Raw genomic sequence first — 22,801 nt, 5'->3', positions numbered from 1 at the left:
CGGCGAATGCGCCAGCGATGCGGGTTAACTGGCGTCGATCGCTGGTGTCTGTCGAAGGCGAAGGTATCAACCGGAGCCCACGGAGAAATCACGTCAATTTCACCGCGTGCCAACCGGCGACCAGATTAAGTGGCCCAGACAGCGTCTCATCACAGAGGGTGTTTGCCGTGGCTTAACTATTCAATCGTGCGCCAGAGGCGGGCGCCTGCTAAGAGGAAATCCCGGCAAGTGCTTTTCTGTGCTATACTCTACCGGAAATTCCCCTGCCGGTGTTTATTGTCACCGCGTCGAGCGGGTAGCCGATTGCCTGAACGGACGTGAAATCATCAGCCATGCTTGAAAACCGCGCTTACCAGAATAGCCTGCCGCCCACGTTAACCTTGGCAGGATCTTCATCGCCTGTGCCCGGTCGGTTCAGCGTCGCACCGATGTTGGACTGGACCGATCGCCATTGCCGTTTTTTTCTGCGCCAATTGAGCCGCCGTGCGCTGTTGTACACGGAAATGGTGACCACCGGCGCTTTGTTGTTTGGTAAAGGCGATTATTTAGCTTATCACGACGCGGAACATCCCCTGGCGCTGCAACTGGGCGGCAGCGAACCCGATGCGCTGGCGCGCTGCGCGAAGATGGCACAAGAGCGTGGCTATGATGAAATTAATCTCAATGTAGGCTGCCCCTCCGATCGGGTGCAGAACGGTCGCTTCGGCGCCTGTTTAATGGCCGAGAAAGATCGGGTGGCGGCGTGTATTGCCGCTATGCGCGAGGCGGTAACGCTACCGATTACGGTCAAAACCCGCATCGGTATTGATGAGCAGGACAGCTATGCGTTCCTGTGTAAATTCATCGATACTGTCGCTAACTGCGGCGGTTGTGAGACGTTTATCATTCACGCCCGCAAGGCATGGCTTAACGGCTTAAGCCCTAAAGAGAACCGCGAAATTCCGCCGCTGGATTATGATCGGGTGTATCAGCTGAAACGCGATTTCCCTGCGCTACGGTTGATGATAAACGGCGGTATCAAAACGCTGCACCACGCCCGTGAGCATTTGCAAAAGCTGGATGGGGTAATGATGGGCCGGGAAGCCTACCAAAACCCGGGCATCCTGGCGCGGGTTGACAGCGAACTGTTTGGCGACGCCGATCCATTGCCGGATCAGGCGGCAGTCATTGATGCTATGTTGCCTTATATTGAACGCGAGCTGTCCCGGGGCGCGGCGCTTGGTCACATTACCCGTCACATGCTCGGGCTGTTTCAGGGAATGCCGGGCGCCCGACAGTGGCGACGCTATTTAAGCGAACACGCCCACCGCCCTGGCGCGGGTGCCGATGTGGTGATCAAAGCGCTATCTTGCGTCCAGCATTAATAGTTGACTTAGCGGTTTCAAAAATTTTTGCGGTACATAGCGGTCAAAACCGGTGTGCCTGCTGTATTCGCTGAACTGCTGCAAACAGTGCACGCCCGCTTTCTGATAAATACCCTGGAGCTTGTTCTCCACCGTGCGATGTGACAGGCCAAGTTGACGACCAATGACTTTGCTGCTCAAGTTTTGTAGAACAAAAAAGATCACATCCAACTCCCCTTCGGTAAAGATGGGTTCCGGCGGATAAAACAGAAAATATCCCGGGCTTTTACCGCATAGCTGCTTTTGCAGCGAGACGTCCTCAACTTTGCGTGCGTGGAAAATGGAGCCGATGCACTCTCGGCTGTACTGATGGTAAAGTGGATATTTATCGAAAAAATAAGGTTGAATAAGATTTTCCCGGCCATAACAGTGAATCTCTATGGAACAGAGACGATCCTGATGTTTGATAGTACAGCGGTCGTGGCGCTGGAAATGTGAAGCAAAATCCGCCACCGGTGACGGTAAATCATGATCGAAACAGCCGGGGATGGTGAAAAGCGATGGATCAATATTCAGCAGATCGTAATAAGCATGGTTGGCATAAAGATAGCGCGAATCAAGATCCTTGACGCCCCATGGCTCACGGGAGGATTCCCATAGCATTAGCAGGTGCGGTGCTATGACGCCATTTTGAGTATCGCAAGACAGGCAATCGCTGTTCATATAAAGTCCTTTTTAAAAATACCGCATGTCCGTTCTATTTTTACCGCAAATGTTATTTCTGGTCCAGCCTGATCTCATATCAATTTATGTTTAACAGCGTTGATGATATAGTCTGGCTTCCCATCGTGTAATATTCCCTCGGCTCATGTTATTAATGAGGTGATAAATAATTTATTTGTTTTGCTACCCGCATTCCTCCGTTTTTGCGATTATTCGTGTGCAGGTAAATCGCAAAACCGATAACCTGGCAACAAGCAATGTGGATTAAATACTTTATCGGTGAAAACGGGCGCTTCGATTAAATACCGGGTTGACAGCCGTTAAGTGGATTAGCCGTGAAACGTCAAATCGGCGAAGGGTAAGATAACAGGTGAATTAAGCCGACAGACACATAAATCGATAGTAAGGATCGATGTGACTAAAGGCGGCTAAACCGACTGTGGCAGGGTGTTAAATCAGTTGGTCAATAAGGCGATAAGCGGTTAACTGGCTAAGTCAATTAAACCGGCAATAGATTCAGTTGACAGTAGGGGAAAGGAAGAGCCGACAGTCGATGGGACACGGATGTCGCACAACCTTAACGTGAGTACGCGTTCTTACCCCAGCCCGCTAGTGGCATGAAAGGGTACAGCCTTGATACGCTACATCAATTAACGATGCGTAAGCGGCGAGGCCTGATACCGTAATGTAACGAGTTACATGGCCGTCAAGTTTGTCACCGGCTTAAGATGAGAGCAATAAATCGGTGACTGAATGAGAATAATGCGTGGGCGCTACCCGAAAAATTATATAGCCTTAAATTATTTGACGCTGATGGCTGATTATAATAACGCTATCGTTTTAACATATTATAATATTAACATTTAATCTATTAATCTAAAAATTAAATTTTTAATTCTGGATTGATTGCAAAAATTTTGTGAGATCGAATAAATTTATGGTTTAATTTCTCTGTCTTGGAAGGGATTGTTAAAGGTGATGGTTATAATATGTCTAATAGTGATGTCATGCCTATTATACGCGCCGCGGCGTATATTCACGCCATACGGTTTTCACCGGAATATAGTGTCAGCGCCTGTGCAGATAGTGGGAGGATCGTGAAATGAAATGGCTGGATTATGAAGCAATTGAGCACATCAGTTACGGCGCCGCTATTCTTGCCAGCGGCGGTGGCGGCGATCCTTATATTGGCAAAATCATGGCACAACGGGCCATTGCCGAACACGGCACCATCCAATTAGTAACACTAGACGAGCTTCAGCCGGAGTAAATGCTGCTGGCGACGGGCATGATAGGTTCGCCGACGATCATGATGGAAAAGGTACCGAATGGACAGGAATCGCTGCTGGCCTGTCGGCATATCGCTGAGCATCTGGGCCGCCCTTTATCTGCTATCTATCCGATCGAAACCGGCGGCATCAACTCATTGTTGCCGCTGGCCTCGGCATGCATTCTCGGGCTGCCGGTAATGGATGTCGACGCCATGGGCCGGGCTTTTCCCGAATTCCAAATGACGACGTTCTATCTGGATGGCATCAATGCCTCGCCGTTTGCCATCGTGGATGAGCATGCAAATGCCGCATTGGTAGAAGCGCAGGACAGTATGAAGGCGGAGAAACTGGCCCGCGCCGTCGCGGTGAAAATGGGCGGTGCCGCAGCCTTCGCAGGTTATCCCGTGACGGTCGACCAGGCGCGTGTTTAGGGGATCGCGGGCACGCTGGGGCTGATGTGGCGCATCGGCGTCGAGGTTCAGGAGGCGCGCGCTGCCCGACGCAACGTTATCGATACCCTGACAGCGCTACTGCAAGGCATTGTACTGTTTCGCGGTAAAGCCAATCGGGTAAATCAGCGTAGTGAAGGCGGTTTCAACTACGGCACCGCCTGTTTTATCGGCGTGGACGACGATAGGGGCGGGCGCTTTGATGTGTTATTTCAGAATGAATACCTGCTTGCGCGGCGAGATGACCGGGCGCTGTGTATGACGCCGGATCTTATCATCCTCCTTGATGAGGAAACGGGCTTGCCGATTCTGGGCGAGAGGCTTTGTTACGGGATGCGCGTGGTAGCGTTTGGCGTTCCCGCCCATGAAAAATGGCGCACGCCACGGGGAATTGAAGTGTGCGGACCGCGGTATTTTCACTATCCCGATGATTATACGCCGGTCGAGACGTTGGCGGCCCGGTACAAGGAGGAAAGTGTATGAGTTTATCTTTGGGTATTGATGTCGGCGGCACCCACACGGATGCGGTGCTGCTTGATGGGCAGCAAAAGATCATCGCTCATACTAAACAACCCACCAGCGCAGACGTCATGCAAGGGATTGATCAGGCGGTAACGGCCCTGTTGGCGCTGGTCGAGGTGAATCGCGGCGCTATTCGACGGGCAATGCTGGGCACCACCCATTGCACCAACGCTATTGTCGAACGTAAAGGTTTGCAGCCGGTGGCGCATTTCCGGCTCGGTGCCCCGGCCTCGCTGGCGGTGCCACCTTTAACCGACATGCCGGCCGATTTTAGCGCACGGTTGCCGGCACGGCTTTTTACCCTTGCCGGCGGCTATCATTACGATGGCGAAATAATATCGGCGCTGGATGAACAGGCCGTCCGCCAGCAACTGCAGGCGGTAAAAGGGCTGGTATGCGCAGTCTCGGTATGCGGTATTTTTTCACCCATCGTTGCTGAGCAAGAGCAACGCGTCGCGGCTCTGGCGCGGGAGATCCTGGGGGCGAAAACGCCGGTGTCTTTGTCGTCTGAGATCGGTTCCATCGGTCTTCTGTAACGAGAGAACGCCACGGTGCTTAACGCGGCGCTATGTGGCGTTGCGCATACCCTTACCGATGGTTTCCGCCAGACGTTGGCGCGGCGGGGCATTATCGCCGAGCTGTTTTTCGGTCAAAATGACGGTACGCTGATGCCGCTGCATCAGGCACAGATGTTCCCGATCCTGACTATCGCCTCCGGGCCCACCAATAGCCTGCGCGGCGCGGCCAGACTCTCCAATTTGCCAAAGGCGCTGGTAGTGGATGTGGGCGGCACAACCACCGACGTCGGTGCGTTGTGCGGCGGATTTCCCCGTCAGTCCGCCATGGCGGCAGAGATAGGCGGAGTACGTACTAACTTCCGCATGCCGGATATTGCCTCAATCGGCCTTGGCGGCGGATCGGTGGTGACCCTGAACGCGGACGGCGCTATTAGCGTCGGACCTGAGAGCGTGGGGTACGCCTTACCGCAGCGGGCGCTGGTCTTCGGCGGTGATACCCTGACGGTGACCGATATCGCGGTAGCCCGTGGCTGGGCGGACATTGGCGATGCCACTTTGGTTGCGCACCTGTGTCCGGCAATGGTAACCCGGGTGGCGGAGCATTATGTGGCAATGGTTGAAAAATGCCTCGCACGGATGAATACCAGCCAGAGCGACATGCCGGTCATTTTGGTGGGAGGCGGTGCGGCGTTACTCCCCATGCGCCTTAAAGGCGCGTCTGAGGTGATCCGCCCTCCTTACGCCGGCGTCGCCAACGCCACCGGTGTGGCCATTGCGCAGGTTAGCGGCAGTGTCGATACCATCGTACTGCCCGGCGATGATTCCCTGGAGTCCTGCCTGCAGCGGGCGGAAAATCAGACACGGGAGGCGGCTATCGCCGCCGGCGCGCTGCCGGAAACCGTGGCCATAATCGAACTGGATTCGCTGCCGCTGAGGTATATGCCCGCAAATGCGGTCAGGATCCGAGCCCGGGCAGTGGGGACGCTCGCGCCAGAGCGCTAGACGGTGCCCGTAGGTCGGGATAATCCGTGGCGTATTTTGCTAAACAGTAGTGAAAACCGCTAACCGGCAATTATTTTCGGCCTACCGGGTCAGCAAAATCAGCTGGTTAGCTCAATGCCAACTTGGCATGCTTCTTGTGTCAAACCATGAGAGCCACTTGTTAGCGTCCAGACGGGCGCTACCCCGCTATTAAGGAGTCCTTCATGCTGGGAATTTTTTGTCATCGGTTTTTTTCTAATGCTGGTGCTGACCGGTATTTCGGTGCTGGGCGTGCTGATGGCGCTGGTGGCGGGGTCTTTGGTGATGCTGTTTGCCGGGCTTTTCGTCACGGCGGTCAAATTGCTACCGTGGTTGTTACTGGCGTTGGCGGCGGCCTGGGTCTGGCGTGCTTTGAAAAAGCCGGCGCCGCCGCGCTCGCGGTTTGATTCCCGGATGCGCTAACGCACCAGGGCAAAATGGGGGATGGATCACAGCTTGGAGTTTTCCTGCCCCGGACGATATTTTTTTCTTATACCGGCTGCTAGGATAAACGCGCCTAGACTTATTGATTTCATCATTACCGGATAATAATAGCGGTGGTTAACTGCATGATCTGGTAATTTCTACTCTGCCCCTACAATTTTACAGTGTGTGTTATGCCTTCGCGGTTTATGACGGGCTTCCTTCGGGAAGCCCGTTGTTTAATATGCCAAAAACATTGCCGGCGCCAGCTGACAGTCTGTGGTCCCAGCGCCACTTTTCTGTCAGGGTATTAGCAATAGCGACCCGTTGGTTTGCCGCTGCTCCAGCGCCTGATGTGCCCGTTGCACGTCAGACAGGGTGAATTTTTGCTCTGCGGGCACGTCGACTTTGATAACCCCGCTGGCTATCATGCTAAACAGTTCATCGGCGGCGTGTTTCAGGCTGGCGCCATCGGTGATATAGCCATTGATCGACGGCCGCGTGACGAACAGCGAGCCATTTTGGTTCAAGATCCCCAAATTTACCCCCGTGACCGGCCCCGAAGAATTGCCGAAGCTGACCATCAATCCGCGGCGGCGCAGGCAATCGAGAGAGGCTTCCCAAGTGTGTTTGCCGACCGAATCGTACACCACATTTACCTTGTTACCGTCGGTCAGGGCAGCGACGCGCTCAGGCACATTTTCCTCGCGGTAATTAATAGTTTCCCGGGCGCCCGCCTGTTTCGCTAACGCCGCCTTTTCCGCGCTGCCGACGGTACCGATCATTTTGGCGCCCAGTGCCTTCGACCATTGGCAGGCGATACGCCCGACGCCGCCGGCGGCCGTATGGAACAGGAAAATCTCATTCGGTTTGATTTCATAGGTTTGGCGCAGTAAATAAAACACCGTCAGGCCTTTCAAAAAGGCGGCGGCCGCCTGTTCAAAGGAGATTGCGTTAGGTAATTGCGCCAGTTTATCCGCCGGCACATTGTGCACGGTGGCGCAGGCGCCCAGTGGGGAATGGGCGTAAACCAACCGGTCGCCGGGCTGAAGATGTTCTACGCCGGGACCGAGCTTGCTCACCACGCCTGCCGCCTCGGTACCAAGACCGGAGGGCAGCGATGGCGTAGGGTAAAGGCCGGAACGGACATAGGTGTCGATGTAATTGATGCCGATGGCTTTATTCTCTACCTGCACCTCGCCCGGACCCGGATCCGACGGCGTGAAATCCACATACTCCATGACTTCCGGTCCGCCGTGGGCGGCAAACTGTATACGCTGATCTTGCCCCGCCATCTCCGTACAGCTTTTGTATCTTAAGTTAACGAAGCCCGCTGCCGCCGGTATTCTCTCGGAGAGTGATATCCCAGCGCGCTGTGCGGATGGTTTTCATTGTAATGCGTGAAAGCTGCTGCAAGGTTTCGCAGGGCTGCTCACCGCTGTTGTGCAGGGCTCCAGATCCAGTTCTCTGGCGAACCTCTGCGTTTCATGCGCGGTATACGCTGAACCGTTGTCCGTCAACCACTGCACCGCTGTATCGGGTAACCTGTCGCCGAAGCGCTTTTCTACCGACCTCAGCATCACATCCTGCACGGTCGAACTGTCGTAGCCTCCAGTGCTCGCAGCCCAGTCTATGGCCTCTCTGTCGCAGCAGTCCAGTGCGAACGTGACCCGCAGTTTTTCACCGTTGTCGCAGCCGAACTCGAAGCCATCTGAACACCAGCGCATATCGCTTTCTGCCACCGCGATCCTGCCCTTATGCTCACGCCTCGGCCGCTCTGGTTTTCAATGTAATAACAGCAGGTTATGCTCACACATGATCCTGTAAAGTCGTTTCGCATTTACCGGCGGCAGTCCCTCTGCGCGACGTTGTTTACGCAGGATGCCCCACACCCGCCGATAGCCGTAGCTGGGCATATCGCTGATGATGTCGAGGATGTCCGACAGTATTTCAGCGTCTGCTTCGTCATTACGCCGGTTACAGCGCCTGTCCTGCCAGTCGGCAGAACGCTTAATCCGCAGTGACAGCGGCGCACGCGACCGCTCATGGCGCGGCTGACCTGTGCTATTCCCCGGCCTTTGGCAACAAGGGCGCGTGCGCTATCCATTTTCGTGACTGGCCGTACTCCACGGCTTCTTTTAGGATCTCAACCTCCATCGTCTTCTTACCCAGAAGGCGCTGGAGCTCCCGGACCTGCTTCAATGCAGCTGCAAGCTCAGAGGCAGGAACAACGTCCTCCCCGGCAGCCACGGCGGTGAGGCTTCCTTCCTGATATTGCTTTTTCCACTTAAACAGCAGGCTGGGCTGGATACCGTGCAGTCGTGCGAGATGGGAGACATTCATGCCGGGCTCCATCCTCTGCTGAATAATGGCCATTTTTTCCTGAGGAGTTTTACGTTTACGGACTTCTTGACCTAACGGGATCCCGGTCATATCAAAATTGGCGTTAGTGTTAGACATATATTCAAGCCTATCTCTTATCTGGAGATACAGCTACTGTCTGGTGTTTCAGGGGGATAAATCGCATCTTGGGGTATTCTCCGGTAGGGCTTTGGTTGGCGTGATGCAGTGGGGGTACGCCCTGAATCCTAACAGTGGCGAAAAAGTGGTCTTTGGTCACGAGCGATCAGCTATGCGCTAAAAACTATCAGGTTACTTTATCCTCAGGTGCAATGGGTGCAATCCTTTGCAGATGAGCGCTGTGGGCGTTGTGGCGTGGTGTATCAGGCGAGTAATTTTGAATATATCGGCAGCCATTACTCGCGATTCTATGAGATTGATGGTGAGTGGTATCAAGAAATAGCCCGCAACGCGATCACGCGAGGCGGCAAGCGAGGAGAATACCTGAGGGCCAATATAGAGCGTGCAACTGTTCATCGCTTCCAGCAATTCCGATATATCCGCTTTTTGGACAAACGCGCGAAGAAGCGCCTCAATACAAAATTATTTAAAGTGCAGCCTTATCCTAAGCCGGAAACGTTAAAACCAAGTTCATGATGTTTTAGGGACAACAAAAGCATTACATCAGTACAGCAATTGGTATCAAATAATTTTCATTTGTGTGATTTTTGAGCGTATCAAATATTTTGCCTTTCGGTATCAAATGATTTGCCGCGCTATAAGAGCTCAAAAAGGTGATCGAAATTGGGATCGGAGACGGTATAGCCTTTATCCGCCGTCAGGCCGAACTCGGCGGAAACCCCGGCGGATCACCTGCGCGATGGCGCTATTATCTGCCAGCGTTATCGGACGCACCCGTATGGCATCTGCAGAGGTCTTGGACATGGTCATGATCCAGATAATGATAAATAAAGGAACGATGGGTTAAAAGTAATAGCACCGCAGGGCCCACCGATGCAACCGAAACCCGCCGGGGCGCTGGCCCCGGCCATGGTGCGCCGGGAAAACCGCACTGGCGCGCTTATAAACCGGCGATAATCGCCTGCTGTTCCAGCAATTTCGCCCTGGATTGCTGGTAGCTTTCCAGCTTCTCGCGCTCTTTCGCCACCACCGCCTCCGGCGCACGGCCGATAAAGCCCTCGTTGCCAAGCTTGGCGGCAATACGGCTGATTTCGCCGTCGATGCGCGCGGCTTCTTTCGCCAGACGGTACAGTTCGGCGTCCTTATCGACCAGACCCGCCATCGGAATCAGCAATTCGGCGCCGTCGATAATCTGGGTGACGGAAACCGGCCCTTTATCGTCCGCCGGCAGCAGGGTAATGCTGTCAAGCCGCGCCAGGGTGAGCATAAAGCTCAGATTCTCGTTCACCCGCCGCACTACCGTGGGGGATGCCTGGCGCAGCAGCACCGCTAACGGCTTGCCGGGGGCGATATTCATCTCGGCGCGAATGGTACGCACCGCGACGATCGCTTGCTTGATCCATTCCAAATCGGTGAGCGCGTCGGCATCCGCTCGCGCCGCATCGTAGGACGGAAACGGTTGCAGCATCAGGGTGTCCCCCTGGTTGCCGGTAAGGGTTTTCACCCGCTGCCAGATGGTTTCGGTGATAAACGGAATGATCGGGTGCGCCAACCGCAGTAGCGCTTCCAGCACCGTAACCAGAGTATGACGCGTACCGCGCAGCTCGGCGTCGCTGCCGCCTCTCATCACCGGCTTGGTCAGCTCCAGATACCAGTCGCAGAACTGGTTCCAGATAAACTCGTATAAAATACCGGCCGCCAGATCGAAGCGATAATTATCCAGCGCCTCGCGGAACGCCTTCACCGTCTGGTTAAATTCCGCCAGGATCCAGCGATCCGCCAGCGACAACACTTTGTCGCCACCGTGGAAACCGCAGTCCTGCGCTTCGGTGTTCATCAATACGAAACGGCTGGCGTTCCACAATTTATTGCAGAAATTGCGATACCCCTCCAGACGTTTCATGTCCCAGTTGATATCGCGACCGGTAGAGGCCAGCGCCGCCAGCGTGAAGCGCAGCGCATCGGTACCGTGCGGCTCGATGCCGTTGGGAAACTGTTTTTCGGTGCGTTTGCGGATTTTGTCCGCCAGCTGCGGCTGCATCATGTTGCCGGTACGCTTTTGGATCAAATCAGCCAGCGAGATGCCATCCACCATGTCCAGCGGATCAATGACGTTACCTTTGGACTTGGACATCTTCTTCCCTTCCTCATCGCGAATCAAACCGGTCATGTAGACGGTTTTGAACGGCACCTGCGGCTTACCATCGTCATCCTTGATGAAATGCAGGGTCAGCATGATCATGCGCGCAATCCAGAAGAAGATAATGTCGAAGCCGCTTACCACTACGCTTGTGTGGTGGAAGGTGCGCAGCGCGTCGGTGTTTTCCGGCCAGCCGAGGGTTGAGAAGGTCCACAGCCCGGAAGAGAACCAGGTATCCAGCACGTCGTCGTCCTGGCGCAGCGTCACGTCATCCGCCAACTGATGCTGCTGGCGGACTTCGGCCTCGCTGCGGCCCACATAGACCCGCCCCTCGGCGTCATACCAGGCCGGTATACGGTGGCCCCACCACAGCTGGCGGGAAATGCACCAATCCTGTATATCGCGCATCCAGCTGAAATACATGTTTTCGTACTGCTTCGGCACGAACTGGATCTCGCCCTGTTCCACCGCGTCCACCGCCACTTTCGCCAGCGGTGCGGTGCGGACGTACCATTGGTCGGTCAGCATCGGCTCGATAACCACGCCGCCGCGATCGCCATAAGGGACCATGAGATCGTGGGCTTTGACCTCGACCAGCAGGCCCAGGCGATCGAATTCCGCCACGATCGCCTTGCGGGCGGCTAAGCGCTCCAGGCCACGTAAGGGCGCCGGAATTTCCCCTGACACGACGTCGCTGGCCTCTCCGGAGGTATCGAATACCTCGCCGTCCTGACGGATATCGCCGTCAAAGGTCAGGATGTTGATCATCGGCAGCGCGTGGCGCTTACCGACCTCATAGTCGTTAAAGTCATGGGCCGGCGTGATTTTGACGCAGCCGGTGCCTTTAGTCATATCGGCGTGCTCGTCGCCGACAATCGGGATGCGGCGGCCGACCAGCGGTAGAATGACGAACTGACCTATTAAATCGCGATAGCGCGAGTCTTCCGGGTTCACCGCCACGCCGGTATCGCCGAGCATGGTTTCCGGCCGTGTGGTGGCGACCACCAGATAATCCAGACCGTCGGCGGTACGCACGCCGTCGGCAAGGGGGTAGCGCAGATGCCACATGGCGCCTTTCGACTCGCGGTTCTCCACCTCCAGATCAGAAATCGCGGTGCGTAATTTCGGGTCCCAGTTCACCAGGCGTTTGCCGCGGTAAATCAAATCTTCCTGGTACAGGCGCACGAACACTTCTTTCACCGCGTTGGACAGCCCTTCGTCCATGGTGAACCGCTCGCGTTCCCAGTCCACGGAGTCACCCAGCCGGCGCATTTGATGGGTAATCGTGCCGCCGGATTGCGCTTTCCACTGCCAAATCTTGTCGATAAAGGCGTCGCGGCCGTAATCGTGCCGGGTTTTGCCCTCTTCAGCGGCGATTTGCCGCTCCACCACCATCTGCGTCGCGATGCCGGCGTGATCGGTACCCGCCTGCCACAGGGTATTTTTGCCCTGCATACGCTGATAACGAATCAGGGTATCCATAATGGTCTGCTGGAAGGCATGGCCCATATGCAAGCTGCCGGTCACGTTGGGCGGCGGGATCATGATGCAGTAGCTATCCTGCCGGGTATCGTTGTTCGGCTTAAAATAGCCCTGCTGCTCCCAGTGCTCATACAGCGGCTGCTCGATATCTTTGGGATTGTATGTTTTGTCCATTATGCGTCGTTAATCAATGCGTTGGCGGCGTGGCCGTAGTCAATTGGAAGCCGACGCTGCGATACGCTTTGTAACGATCGCGCGCCAACTGTTTTAAAGCATCTTCATCCTGGACGAAGTCTATCACTTCATGGAAAGCGGAGGCAAAATCCGCACAGGCCGGCAGCAGGCTAATCAGCAGATCCCGCGGCGCACTGCCGCGGCGCTGCGGCCAGCAAAGTTCCACCGGCGCGCCGTAGCGCGGACCTTCCCCCGCCAGGTTATGCGGCACGAACGCATGGGGATCGCGCGCCCACAGCGCCTCGTCGAGCCTAAGCGCCTGAGCATCGTCCTCACAGGCGATAAGCACCCGTTTCCCCTGCCGCCATTTATCGGCCGCCAAATCGCAGGCGAGCCGCTCCACGGCGGTCAGCCCATCGCTGATGGCATGGTGGTCGAGCAGGTAGAAAGTTGCGTTTTTCATGTGCCGTTAAGTCAACAAGGGGGTTACGGAAAAAACAGCGGGCGGCAAGCGCCGCCCGTGCAAGCATACCTTTTTTACGGTTACTCGTCACCGTTGAGTCCGGCGCGGTTAAGCAAGAATTGCGACAGCATCGCCACCGGACGGCCCGTGGCGCCCTTGGCTTTACCGGAGCGCCAGGCGGTACCGGCGATGTCCAGATGCGCCCAATTATATTTACGCGCGAAACGGGACAGGAAGCAGCCGGCGGTAATCGCGCCGCCCGGCCGGCCGCCGATGTTCGCCATATCGGCGAAATTCGATTCCAGCTTCTCCTGAAACTCATCCCCCAGCGGCAAACGCCAGGCGCGGTCCCCGGCTTGCTCGGCGGCGCCGATAAGCTCATGGGCCAGAGGATTATGGTTCGACATCAGCCCGGTCAAATGATGCCCTAGCGCGATAACGCAGGCGCCGGTCAGCGTGGCGACATCAATTACCACCTCCGGATCGAAACGCTCGACGTAGGCGAGGGCATCGCACAGCACCAACCGCCCCTCGGCATCGGTATTCAATACTTCCACCGTTTGGCCGGAAAGGGTGGTCAACACATTGCCGGGCCGGAATGCGCGGCCGTCCACCATGTTTTCGCAGCCGGCCAGAACGCCGACGATATTCAGCGGCAAATTAAGCTCCATCGCCATGCGCATCACGCCATACACGGTCGCGGCGCCGCACATATCGTATTTCATCCATGCTGTCGGCGGGCTTGATGGAAATGCCGCCGGCGTCAAAGGTCAGGCCTTTACCGACTAGCACAATAGGCCGCGCGTCGGCGTCAGGGCTGCCCTTATATTCGATGACCGACATCAGCTATTCATTGGCCGAGCCCTGGCCTACCGCCAGATAGGCGTTCATCCCCAGCTCTTTCATCTGCTGTTTGCCGATAACCCGGGTGGTGGTGGTTTTGCCGTAGCCGTCGGCCAGCTGGCGCGCCTGGGAGGCCAGGTAAGCGGGATTGCAAATATTAGGCGGCATGTTGCCCAAGTCTTTAGCGGCCTTGATGCCGGCGGCAATCGCCAGACCGTGCGAAATCGCGCGCTCGCGGCTGGTCAGCTCGCGGCGCGTCGGCACATTGAATACCATTTTGCGCCGCGGTCGGCGCGGTTCGATTTTATTGCTTTTCAGCTGATCGAAGGTATAAAGCGACTCTTTCGCCGTTTCCACCGCCTGGCGTACTTTCCAATAGGTATTACGCCCTTTGACATGCAGCTCGGTCAAAAAGCACACGGCCTCCATTGAGCCGGTGTCGTTCAGCGTATTAATGGTTTTGTTAATGACCTGCTTATACTGGCGCTCATCCAGCTCGCGCTCTTTACCGCAGCCGATAAGCAAAATTCGCTCGGACAGCACATTCGGGACATGATGCAGCAGCAGCGTCTGTCCGACCTTGCCTTCCAGTTCACCACGGCGCAGCAGCGCGCTAATATAGCCATCGCTAATTTTATCAAGCTGTTCGGCAATCGGGGACAGACGACGTGGTTCAAATACCCCGACGACGATACAGGCGCTGCGTTGTTTTTCCGGGCTACCGCTTTTTACACTGAACTCCATGCACTCTCCTGAATCTTAAAGACAAAGACGGAAGCGCGGGATAAAATAGACTTTCCCGTCATCGTCCCGCCTTTGCATTCATTCTATGTGTTAATCTGAACGACGCAAAGGACGCTATTCTGTCGACAATCAGTGCGTTCTCATGGCTCAGCCGAACGCTTAATGTTGTTATACTCTATCTAGCGATAAAGGTGGCTGTTTGATACGTATTAATGAGGGATTAGCGATGAAATTATCGATTTTTCTGCAAAAATACAAGTTTTCACAGGCGAAATAAGCGTGATAATCACTAGATATCTGGTTCGGGAGACATTTAAAATCCAGCTCGCCATCCTGTTCATCCTGGTTTTGATTTTCTTCTGTCAAAAGCTGGTGCGGATCCTGGGCGCGGCGGTGGATGGCGATATCCCGACAAACCTGGTTTTGTCCTTACTCGGCTTTGGCGTGCCGGAAATGGCGCAATTAATCCTTCCCCTGAGTATTTTTCTGGGGTTGTTGATGACCTTGAGCCGGATGTACACCGAAAGCGAAATTACGGTTATGCACGCCTGCGGGTTGGGTAAAAGCATTTTGATCCGCGCAGCGCTGCTGCTCAGCCTGATTACCGCGGTACTGGCGGCGGTGAATGTGGTATGGCTTTCACCCTGGTCGTCGCGCCATCAGGATCTGGTCATGTCGGAAGCTAAGGCCAATCCCAGCATGGCGGCGCTGGTCGAGGGGAAGTTTAAACCGGCGGAAAACGGCAATTCGGTGCTATTCGTCGGCAACGTCAAAGATAAAGGCTTTGAACATGTATTCCTGGCGCAGCTTAAGCCGAACAGCAACGCGCGCCCTTCCGTGGTGATAGCGGACCGCGGCCATATGAGCCAGCGGCCGGACGGATCGCAACTGGTCATGCTGGACAAGGGTACCCGCTATGAGGGGACCGCGCTGTTGCGCGATTTCCGCATTACCGATTTCACTCAATATCAGGCGGTTATCGGTCACCGGGCGGTGGCGGTGGACGGCACCGATGCTGAGCAGATGTCGCTGCGCCAGCTGTGGCGCTCGCCGGAGCCCGAGGCGCGCGCCGAACTGAATTGGCGGTTTACACTGGTGGTTTCGGTGCTGATCATGGCTATGATGGTGGTGCCGTTGTCGGTGGTCAACCCACGCCAGGGGCGGGTCCTGAGCATGCTGCCGGCGATGTTGCTGTATTTGATTTTCTTCCTGCTGCAAACTTCGCTGCGTTCTAACGGCGCCAAGGGCAAGCTTGACCCGATGCTGTGGATGTGGCTGACCAATGTGGCGTACCTGGCGCTGGCGCTGATACTGAATTTATGGGACAGCATACCGGCGATAAGGCTTCGCGGGCGTCTGCATGCGAGAGGAGCGGCCTGATGTTTGGTGTGTTAGACCGCTATATCGGTAAAACGATATTCAGTACCATCATGATGACCCTGTTCATGCTGGTATCGCTATCGGGCATTATCAAATTCGTCGAACAGCTGCGCAAAGTTGGCCAGGGCGGCTATTCGGCGCTGGGCGCGGGGTTGTTTACCCTGCTCAGCGTCCCCAAGGACATCGAGATTTTCTTCCCGATGGCGGCGCTGTTGGGTGCGCTGCTGGGGCTGGGTTCGCTGGCGACCCGCAGTGAACTGGTGGTGATGCAGGCGTCCGGTTTCAGCCGTATGCATGTGGCCGGCTCGGTGATGAAAACCGCTATTCCGCTGGTGCTCTTGACCATGGCTATCGGTGAATGGGTGGCGCCGGCGGGTGAGCAAATGGCCTACAATTATCGCACCCAGATGATTTACGGCGGTTCCATGCTCTCAACCCAGAACGGGCTGTGGGCCAAGGACGGTAACGACTTTATTTTCATCGAACGGGTGGTGGGCAGCGATGAACTGGCCGGCGTCAATATTTACCATTTTGATAAAGCGGAGCGGCTGCAGTCTCTGCGTTATGCCGCCACCGCCACGTTCAGCAACGGCAGTTGGAAATTGTCACAGGTGGACGAATCGGATTTGACCAACGATAAGCAAATTACCGGCCGGCAAACCCTGAACGGCGAATGGAAGACCAATCTCACGCCGGATAAACTGGGGGTTGTCGCCCTGGAGCCCAATTCGTTGTCCATCTCGTGGCTGTACAATTACGTCAACTATCTCAAGCAGAGCGGGCAGGAATCCAACCGTTACCAGCTGAATATGTGGAGCAAGATTTTCTCGCCGTTCTCGGTGGTGGTGATGATGCTGATGGCGCTGTCGTTTATTTTCGGACCGCTACGCAGCGTCCCTATGGGGGTACGGGTGGTTACCGGGATAAGTTTCGGTTTCTTGTTTTATGTGTTAGATCAGATCTTCGGACCGCTAAGTATGGTGTACAACATGCCGCCTGTGTTCGGGGCATTGCTCCCCAGTATGGCGTTTCTCATTATCAGCATTGTCATGCTGTTACGGCGTCGGTGACGCGTTCGATATTCCCTGGTGAGGCGCTGATCGGAAATACCGTCAGCGCCGTTTTTTATTGCCGTGGCTTTCATTTTGGACCTTAATGCTGTGTCATGCCGACAGCGTAAAGTTATTTCATGCTGTCAATAAACATGCCTTTGGTCAAATCCCGCAACCACTTATGGCACGGTGAATGATTATGTTTTGAGTGCCATGCCTGGATTATACTGCGCTTACCCAGATCGAAGTCGGCGCTGAAAAATTCCACCGCCACATTCAATTTTTTCATTGTGGTGACCACAAAGTCAGGCACGATAGCCAGCGCATCGGAATGGGTAATGGCGTTCATGGTCGCCATATAGCCCGGAGTGGCCCCCATCACATGGCGTGCCGACCAGAAATATTTCGCCGCCTCGTCGGTCCCCGTCGGATACTTCTCCTTAGTTTGCACAAAGTGATATTTGAGCAAATTGTCCATGCTTTTATCGCTGGCCAGGATAGGATGGCCGCAACGGCACATAAAGTAACATTTCGCCGAGTGAATAGTGCGAATGGTAATCTCTGGGTTTAAATCGCGCATCTCGCCGATATAGAGATCAATATCGTTAGAGCGGAGAAAATCGTCGTCATAGTCCGAATCGTGCACCAGATTAATAAACACATTTGGCGCGCTGCGCTGAACCTCGCAAAACAGCAGCGCGTTGATGGTGAACACGATAGTGGCGTTGGCGGCGATGGTAAATGAGACTGTGGTGGTATGCGGCTCAAACGCCATATTGGTGTTCAGCATGGATTCAATCCGATTGACGAGTTGTCTAACATTCTCCTTTAATGCAATCGCCTTGGGTGTGGGAATTAATTTGGTGCCGCTGCGCACCAGAATCGGATCATTGAATAAGGCGCGGATTTTATTCAGCGACTTGCTGATGGCCGGCGCGGTGACGTTTAGCTTCCTGGCAGCCAGATTGACGCTACAGTCTTCCAGTAATGCGTTGAGAACCACTAATAAATTAAAATCAAAGTTATTCATATAAGAGGCATTCGTTAAATGGCTGGTTTGTGAGATATTCGTTAGTGAACGAATATTAAGGAATCCAAGTCATTAAACGCTCCTGGCAAGGTCGGGAACGAAAATAACATTGGGCGCGATAGTTAACTGCTTTTGGTAACTAATGATTCTATCTTTGATTTTTTAATTATGACAACATTAAATTAACCTTCCCCTTTGGTCCAGAGTTATCGCTTTGCCGACCGATCACCCCGCAGCGGGCGCTATTGCTGGCTTGACCTCCTTTTTGCTTCACATGGAATAATGTTATTATCTGTGGGTAAATAGTAGGTTATTTATTTTAATATGCACGACATACATTAAACCCCCCCGCCGTTCGGCTGCTTTTATTGCTATTTAATATATTATTAAATCTCAAATAAATTAATGGCTAATGATTCTCATGATAATGAGCATCATTTCCGCAAGAAGACCTCACCTGATATCTGGTCGTTGTTACCGCCTTATGCACCCGCCTTGCGTCTATGAAGATACGGGTGTCTGTACCACCGTAGGTGCACTGGTGTCGCTGCTGCAGCCAGAACGAGGGCAGTGCCGTTGTCGCTACCGGCGCCGCAGCCGGTATTGCCAGTGTAAACGCTGCGCGCGTTGGCGCCAAACCTTGCATGATGAACTATTCTCGGGGTAGATATTGCCAAGAAGGGAAAGCCACTATCACCACACTCGCCGGCGCCTATGGCCTGATTGCTGTAGACAAACAAGGCTCAAGCGTCCTGTTTCTTGATCCCGTCAGTTACGCTGTACAGCAAAGGTTAAACGGCTTTCCTCCTCGCCCCCATGAGTTGGTGATCGCGGCGTCAAAAATGAAGGCTTATGTTCCCCTTTACGGCGACGGCGTACACGGCGACAAGCCGCATCCGGGGCATAAAATTGCCGTTATCGATCTGGCGCGACGGGTGCTGAAGGGCTTTATCGACATCAGCCCGCTGCAATCTCCGCATACCGGGCGCATCGGCGATGACGGGCGGCTTCATCTATGCTGTGAGAATAGCCGCGCGATCGTGGTGATCGACACCGATGATGACCGGCTGGTTGACCAGATCGCTACCCCCGATGCTAACACCCACCGCTTGACCATGACCCCCCTCGGGGATAAAACTGTTCACGGAAAATGAGGAAGATGCCAGCATTACCGCGGTAGATATTGCCGTCTCGCCGGGACGCGTGCTGGATACCATTGCGATGCCGGGTGATTTAGCCCCCTGAAACACCAGACAGTAGCTGTATCTCCAGATAAGAGATAGGCTTAAATATATGTCTAACACTAACGCCAATTTTGATATGACCGGGATCCTGTTAGGTCAAGAAGTCCGTAAACGTAAAACTCCTCAGGAAAAAATGGCCATTATTCAGCAGACGATGGAGCCCGGCATGAATGTCTCCCATCTCGCACGACTGCACGGTATCCAGCCCAGCCTGCTGTTTAAGTGGAAAAAGCAATATCAGGAAGGCAACCTCACCGCCGTGGCTGCCGGGAGGACGTTGTTCCTGCCTCTGAGCTTGCAGCTGCATTGAAGCAGGTCCGGGAGCTCCAGCGCCTTCTGGGTAAGAAGACGATGGAGGTTGAGATCCTAAAAGAAGCCGTGGAGTACGGCCAGTCACGAAAATGGATAGCGCACGCGCCCTTGTTGCCAAAGGCAGGGGAATAGCACAGGACAGGCGCTGTAACCGGCGTAATGACGAAGCAGACGCTGAAATACTGTCGGACATCCTCGACATCATCAGCGATATGCCCAGCTACGGCTATCGGCGGGTGTGGGGCATCCTGCGTAAACAACGTCGCGCAGAGGGACTGCCGCGGTAAATGCGAAACGACTTTACAGGATCATGTGTGAGCATAACCTGCTGTTATTACATTGAAAACCAGAGCGGCCGAGGCGTGAGCATAAGGGCAGGATCGCGGTGGCAGAAAGCGATATGCGCTGGTGTTCAGATGGCTTCGAGTTCGGCTGCGACAACGGTGAAAAACTGCGGGTCACCTTCGCACTGGACTGCTGCGACAGAGAGGCCATAGACTGGGCTGCGAGCACTGTAGGCTACGACAGTTCGACCGTGCAGGATGTGATGCTGAGGTCGGTAGAAAAGCGCTTCGGCGACAGGTTACCCGATACAGCGGTGCAGTGGTTGACGGACAACGGTTCAGCGTATACCGCGCATGAAACGCAGAGGTTCGCCAGAGAACTGGATCTGGAGCCCTGCACAACAGCGGTGAGCAGCCCGCAGAGCAATGGCATGGCCGAACGGTTCGTGAAGACGATGAAGGAAGACTATATCGAGTTCATGCCAAAACCGGATGCGAGAACAGCCCTGCGAAACCTTGCAGCAGCTTTCACGCATTACAATGAAAACCATCCGCACAGCGCGCTGGGATATCACTCTCCGAGAGAATACCGGCGGCAGCGGGCTTCGTTAACTTAAGATACAAAAGCTGTACGGAGATGGCGGGGCAAGATCAATCACCACCGTTCATCATAAAAGATGAGGCAAATGTGTGACGTAAAACATGTGACAGTTGACCGGTCGGTAGATACATATTAGCCCGTTCAACTGCTCTACAAAAAGCAGCGTAACAAGACTTGAATAATCTTCCTGACTTTTCTAGTTTTGGTAAAGCTTTATAAAAATCCTCACTGATGGGGACTGTTCGTTGATGGTTACCTTCTGTTTTGTGAAGGTATTTTTCAAATTTCTAATCTGTTTGGAAGTTAGTGATTCAGCTTTATCCCAGCGATCCCCAGGTAGGAAATGTTAAAAAAACCAGCTGGCAAGCTGGTTTGAATTTACGGGTCAAGGTTTAGTTGATAATGCTGGAATCACGTGTAGCGGGTCGCGCTCAATGGCTTTTAAAAGGGCCTTAGCCGGGCCAGTGGGTTCACGTCTGCCCTGCTCCCAATTCTTTAACGTATCAACATTGACCGAAATCAGCTTAGCAAATCCGCTTTGTGACAACCCTGTAGCCGTTCTGATAGCTTTAACCTTAACGGCGATAACATTTGTCTCGCAAGAGGGTTCGCGGGAACCTTCGACGATTTCATTTATTTGCGTCATGCTTTGTTTTAGACGATCAAACAGTTTTTTTCCATTACCAACCCTCGTTTAACGCCCTCAACCAGCGCTTGTCGTCCTGGGATAAATCATCCTGGACGCCCTTTTTATAGATTAGCAATAGCCTGATTTGTGATTCAGTGACCTTGTAATAGTAAATAATAGGGAAACCTCCACGCTTGCCCCTGCCTCTGGCCGCCCAGGGGACTTTACGCAGGCCGCCAGTATTTTGTATTACATCCCCCCAATCGGGGTTATCTGCCATGAACTGCTGAAACTCGCCGTATTCGTCATCGTTCAATAGTTCCTTTACATCTTCGGTGAAAATAGGGTTTCGATAAACAGCATGTTGTGGTACGTCATTGGCGTATATTTTGAGCCATGCTATCGTATCGCGGGTATAAGTCAATGGCGTATAGTTAAGCTAATAGACCGGATTTTTCTCTCACTGCGCGGGAATCACTTGCTGGCTATGTTCACCAAAAGGCTTATTGCCAAAGCGTTTTGTCGCTGATGCTTGAAATTCTTGATCGTGAGGGGAAGCGGAAGCCGCGAAAACTGCCACCAAACTAATAAATAAAAGCTATTTGCCCATGCTGCGCAAAGCCAGCAACGATTAATGACAGCAGATACCATAGCCGACATTTCGCAGAAATTAGTGCTAAGTGCGGGGGCGGAGTCCTAATCAGTTTTCAATTCAGAGATATCCTTCTCCTATTACCCTAGTAGAAAAAGCACATTCGCGGACGTTGGGGGGGGATTTGGTCGGTATTTTTCATACAACCAAAAACAGACGCTAATCCGTGCGTTGTTTGTCTCAGGCTTATCTGCAGGGGCAAGACAGATAACGAAAAAACTATCGTGAGATACGACCTAACCACATAATTTTTATTATAAAACGTGGTGGCCCCTGCTGGACTTGAACCAGCGACCAAGCGATTATGAGTCGCCTGCTCTAACCACTGAGCTAAGGGGCCGCCTTGCGGTCGTTGATTATAAATGATGCCGCCAACCGGGTCTATAGCGACTCCCGCCAGATGGATGATTTATCGCCGTTTTTTGGCTAAAATTGTTAATTATTGGCGTCACGGCCAGAGATGATAGAGAGGGTTAAATGATAGAAGATATTCTCAGGCAGGGGCTAAGGGTGGTGTTCTGCGGTATCAATCCGGGGTTGTCCAGCGCGCATAAAGGGGTGCATTTTGCCAATGCCAATAATCGCTTCTGGAAGATCATTCACCTTGCGGGTTTTACGGCGCACCAACTGCAGCCGGAGGAGGAGCAGCGGTTGCTGGAGACCGGGTGCGGGATCACGATGCTGGTTGGTGACGCGGCCTACCACCGAAGCCTCAGAGTTGTCGCTGGCGGAATACCGGCAGGGTGGCGAGCGGTTGATGGCCAAGATAGAAACGTTCCAGCCGCAGGCGCTGGCGATTTTAGGCAAGCAAGCTTACTCTGCCAGGCATTTCGCGTGAAAAATGCGCCATGGGGGCGGCAGGAAATGCGCATTGGCGCCACGCAGTTGTGGGTTTTGCCCAATCCCAGCGGGCTTAACCGCATGAGCGGCGATGCATTGCTGGCGGCGTATCGCGCTTTGTCCGACGCGCTCCCGCCCCCTTCGTTAACGACACGTTAGCCAATTCCACCGCCGTCATGGCC

The 22,801-nt window shown here is 54.1% G+C and carries 14 protein-coding genes, 1 tRNA gene and 8 pseudogenes; 12 read left to right on the top strand and 11 right to left on the bottom strand.

The window, feature by feature from the left end; all coding sequences use genetic code 11:
* Nucleotides 1-332 precede the first annotated feature (332 nt).
* A complete protein-coding gene (dusA, locus tag JZM24_RS04015; protein ID WP_215668641.1) occupies nt 333-1,364 on the top strand; it encodes a tRNA dihydrouridine(20/20a) synthase DusA in 1,032 nt (343 codons plus the stop codon).
* On the opposite strand, the gene JZM24_RS04010 is transcribed toward dusA, so the two are convergent.
* On the bottom strand, nt 1,344-2,066 hold the full coding sequence (locus JZM24_RS04010; RefSeq protein WP_215668640.1) for a helix-turn-helix transcriptional regulator: 723 nt from the start codon (nt 2,064-2,066) through the stop codon (nt 1,344-1,346). The two genes, dusA and JZM24_RS04010, sit on opposite strands and share 21 nt — an antisense overlap.
* A 1,102-nt stretch (nt 2,067-3,168) precedes the next feature.
* Between JZM24_RS04010 and JZM24_RS19615 the strand changes: the two are divergent.
* The 5 genes and pseudogenes from JZM24_RS19615 (at nt 3,169) to pspG (ending at nt 6,269) form a co-directional block, all read left to right on the top strand.
* A pseudogene (locus tag JZM24_RS19615) lies at nt 3,169-3,768 on the top strand (S-methyl thiohydantoin desulfurase family protein).
* Between the two features lie 3 nt (nt 3,769-3,771).
* Nucleotides 3,772-4,269: an S-methyl thiohydantoin desulfurase family protein gene (locus JZM24_RS19610; RefSeq protein ID WP_376775534.1), complete on the top strand. Its 498-nt coding sequence runs from the start codon at nt 3,772-3,774 to the stop codon at nt 4,267-4,269.
* Nucleotides 4,266-4,844, top strand: coding sequence for a hydantoinase/oxoprolinase N-terminal domain-containing protein (locus JZM24_RS18335; RefSeq protein WP_246579866.1), 579 nt, complete (start codon nt 4,266-4,268; stop codon nt 4,842-4,844). The genes JZM24_RS19610 and JZM24_RS18335 overlap by 4 nt, the downstream gene beginning before the upstream one ends.
* Nucleotides 4,845-4,856: 12 nt before the next feature.
* A pseudogene (locus JZM24_RS18330) lies at nt 4,857-5,828 on the top strand (hydantoinase/oxoprolinase family protein); the annotation flags it as partial.
* A 222-nt stretch (nt 5,829-6,050) separates the two neighbouring features.
* The gene (gene pspG, locus JZM24_RS03995; RefSeq protein ID WP_312884994.1) at nt 6,051-6,269 is read left to right on the top strand and encodes an envelope stress response protein PspG; all 219 of its coding nucleotides are present in this window, start codon (nt 6,051-6,053) and stop codon (nt 6,267-6,269) included.
* 302 nt (nt 6,270-6,571) lie between these two features.
* Here pspG and JZM24_RS03990 read toward each other — a convergent pair whose 3' ends face one another.
* Together JZM24_RS03990 and JZM24_RS03985 are read right to left on the bottom strand one after the other, a co-directional pair.
* Nucleotides 6,572-7,564, bottom strand: coding sequence for a quinone oxidoreductase (locus tag JZM24_RS03990; protein ID WP_215668638.1), 993 nt, complete (start codon nt 7,562-7,564; stop codon nt 6,572-6,574).
* Between the two features lie 20 nt (nt 7,565-7,584).
* Nucleotides 7,585-8,702 (bottom strand): annotated as a pseudogene (locus JZM24_RS03985) (IS3 family transposase).
* A gap of 91 nt (nt 8,703-8,793) precedes the next feature.
* Between JZM24_RS03985 and JZM24_RS03980 the strand changes: the two are divergent.
* Nucleotides 8,794-9,266 (top strand): annotated as a pseudogene (locus JZM24_RS03980) (Mom family adenine methylcarbamoylation protein); the annotation flags it as partial.
* A gap of 125 nt (nt 9,267-9,391) precedes the next feature.
* Here JZM24_RS03980 and JZM24_RS03975 read toward each other — a convergent pair.
* The 4 genes and pseudogenes from JZM24_RS03975 to pepA all read right to left on the bottom strand — a co-directional run.
* A pseudogene (locus tag JZM24_RS03975) lies at nt 9,392-9,554 on the bottom strand (GNAT family N-acetyltransferase); the annotation flags it as partial.
* A 136-nt stretch (nt 9,555-9,690) separates the two neighbouring features.
* Nucleotides 9,691-12,546 (bottom strand): valine--tRNA ligase, encoded by a 2,856-nt coding sequence (locus JZM24_RS03970; RefSeq protein WP_215668637.1) that lies wholly within the window; start codon nt 12,544-12,546, stop codon nt 9,691-9,693.
* 13 nt (nt 12,547-12,559) lie between these two features.
* On the bottom strand, nt 12,560-13,009 hold the full coding sequence (locus JZM24_RS03965) for a DNA polymerase III subunit chi (RefSeq protein ID WP_215668636.1): 450 nt from the start codon (nt 13,007-13,009) through the stop codon (nt 12,560-12,562).
* An 80-nt stretch (nt 13,010-13,089) separates the two neighbouring features.
* Nucleotides 13,090-14,596: pseudogene (gene pepA, locus JZM24_RS03960) on the bottom strand (leucyl aminopeptidase).
* Nucleotides 14,597-14,875: 279 nt separating this feature from the next.
* Here pepA and lptF point away from each other — a divergent pair.
* Together lptF and lptG are read left to right on the top strand one after the other, a co-directional pair.
* Complete coding sequence (gene lptF / locus JZM24_RS03955; RefSeq protein WP_215668635.1) at nt 14,876-15,976, top strand: LPS export ABC transporter permease LptF; 1,101 nt, start codon at nt 14,876-14,878, stop codon at nt 15,974-15,976.
* The gene (gene lptG, locus JZM24_RS03950; RefSeq protein ID WP_215668634.1) at nt 15,976-17,046 is read left to right on the top strand and encodes an LPS export ABC transporter permease LptG; all 1,071 of its coding nucleotides are present in this window, start codon (nt 15,976-15,978) and stop codon (nt 17,044-17,046) included. Before lptF ends, lptG begins: the two co-directional genes overlap by 1 nt.
* 112 nt (nt 17,047-17,158) lie before the next feature.
* Here lptG and JZM24_RS03945 read toward each other — a convergent pair whose 3' ends face one another.
* The gene (locus tag JZM24_RS03945) at nt 17,159-18,058 is read right to left on the bottom strand and encodes a LysR family transcriptional regulator (protein WP_215668633.1); all 900 of its coding nucleotides are present in this window, start codon (nt 18,056-18,058) and stop codon (nt 17,159-17,161) included.
* A 644-nt stretch (nt 18,059-18,702) separates the two neighbouring features.
* Between JZM24_RS03945 and JZM24_RS03940 the strand changes: the two genes are divergently transcribed.
* Both JZM24_RS03940 and JZM24_RS03935 read left to right on the top strand, forming a co-directional pair.
* Nucleotides 18,703-19,212 carry a YncE family protein gene (locus JZM24_RS03940; RefSeq protein ID WP_215668632.1) on the top strand — a complete coding sequence of 170 codons (510 nt, stop codon included), beginning with the start codon at nt 18,703-18,705 and terminating at the stop codon, nt 19,210-19,212.
* A 166-nt stretch (nt 19,213-19,378) separates the two neighbouring features.
* Nucleotides 19,379-20,515: pseudogene (locus JZM24_RS03935) on the top strand (IS3 family transposase).
* A 369-nt stretch (nt 20,516-20,884) separates the two neighbouring features.
* On the opposite strand, the gene nadS reads toward JZM24_RS03935, so the two are convergent.
* The 3 genes and pseudogenes from nadS to JZM24_RS03920 form a co-directional block, all read right to left on the bottom strand.
* Nucleotides 20,885-21,169 (bottom strand): NadS family protein, encoded by a 285-nt coding sequence (gene nadS, locus JZM24_RS03930; RefSeq protein WP_281418202.1) that lies wholly within the window; start codon nt 21,167-21,169, stop codon nt 20,885-20,887.
* A 10-nt stretch (nt 21,170-21,179) separates the two neighbouring features.
* Nucleotides 21,180-21,490 (bottom strand): annotated as a pseudogene (locus JZM24_RS03925) (type II toxin-antitoxin system RelE/ParE family toxin).
* Between the two features lie 553 nt (nt 21,491-22,043).
* Nucleotides 22,044-22,119: transfer RNA gene (locus JZM24_RS03920), tRNA-Ile, on the bottom strand.
* A gap of 137 nt (nt 22,120-22,256) precedes the next feature.
* On the opposite strand from JZM24_RS03920, the gene mug reads away from it, so the two are divergent.
* Nucleotides 22,257-22,778, top strand: a complete 522-nt coding sequence (mug, locus tag JZM24_RS03915) for a G/U mismatch-specific DNA glycosylase (RefSeq protein WP_215668630.1) — start codon at nt 22,257-22,259, stop codon at nt 22,776-22,778.
* Nucleotides 22,779-22,801 lie beyond the last annotated feature (23 nt).

Source organism: Candidatus Sodalis endolongispinus (assembly GCF_018777395.1).
In the GTDB taxonomy this organism is placed as follows: Bacteria; Pseudomonadota; Gammaproteobacteria; order Enterobacterales; family Enterobacteriaceae; genus Sodalis_B; species Sodalis_B endolongispinus.
The sequence above is the reverse complement of the archived record's forward strand: the minus strand, read 5'-3'. Positions and strand labels throughout refer to the sequence as shown.